The following is a 1,075-nucleotide window of genomic DNA, read 5'->3' as shown; positions in this document are numbered from 1 at the left end:
CACCATCCCCGACCACGGCATCGGCTACGGCCTCCTCCGCCACCTCAACCCCGACACCGCCAAAACCCTCGCCCAACACCCCAACCCCACCATCGGCTTCAACTACCTCGGCCGATTCACCACCACCAACGACCCCAACCCCACCGACAACACCACCCCCGACAACCCCACCCGCAACACCCGCAACACCCCCAACACCACCCCCAACCAACCCCACTGGACCACCATCGACCACACCCACCCCACCCCCGCCCCCGGCGAACCCGACATGCCCTTCACCCACGCCCTGGAGATCACCGCCGCCACCCACGACACCCCCGACGGACCCCAGCTCACCACCCACCTCACCTGGCCCGCAGCCCTCTTCACCACCACCGACATCCAGCACCTCGGCACCCTCTGGCACCAGGCACTCCAGGCCCTCGCCACCCATGCCCACGACCCCCAGGCCGGCGGCCTCACCCCCTCCGACCTCCCACTCACCCAACTCACCCAACAGCACATCGACCTACTCGAAGCAAAGCTGAGGAAGTGACGTGACGATCGCCCAGAGCCCGATTGAGGACGTACTTCCGCTCTCGCCCCTCCAGCACGGGCTGCTGTTCCAGGCGCTGTACGACGACGAAGGGCCGGACGTCTACACCGTCCAGCTCGCCGTGGAGATGCGCGGACCGCTGGACGCCGCCCGGCTGCGCGCCGCCGCCGACACGCTGCTGCGCCGCCACCCCAACCTGCGGGTGCTGTTCGTCCACGAGGGCCTGGAGCAACCGGTTCAGGTGGTGCGTCGCACCGTGGAGTCGCCGTGGCGCGAGGTCGACCTGACCGGTGAGCGCCCGGACGCGGTGGAGGGTGCCTTCGAGGCGCTGCGTGACGCGGAGCGGGCTCGACGGTTCGTCCTCGACGAGGACGTCCTGCTGCGATTCGTCCTGGTCCGGCTGACCAGGGGGCGCTTCAGGCTACTGGTGACGCTGCATCACATTCTGGTGGACGGCTGGTCGGTGCCGGTGCTGCTGGACGACCTCTTCGAGCTGTACGAACGCCGGGGCGACGACAGCGGCATGCGCCGCACCACCCC

General features: G+C 69.2%; 2 protein-coding genes. Both read left to right on the top strand.

Annotated elements, in window-relative coordinates; all coding sequences use genetic code 11:
* On the top strand, positions 1–535 hold a 535-nt coding region (locus tag ACIQGZ_RS29580), incomplete at its 5' end, for a hypothetical protein (RefSeq protein ID WP_402607824.1).
* Between the two features lies 1 nt (position 536).
* A partial coding sequence (locus tag ACIQGZ_RS29575) for a condensation domain-containing protein (protein WP_402607822.1) occupies positions 537–1,075 on the top strand: 539 nt, incomplete at its 3' end.

Source organism: Streptomyces sp. NPDC092296 (assembly GCF_044755465.1).
Classification (GTDB): Bacteria; Actinomycetota; Actinomycetes; order Streptomycetales; family Streptomycetaceae; genus Peterkaempfera.
This window is presented reverse-complemented; position numbering and strand designations above follow the sequence as displayed.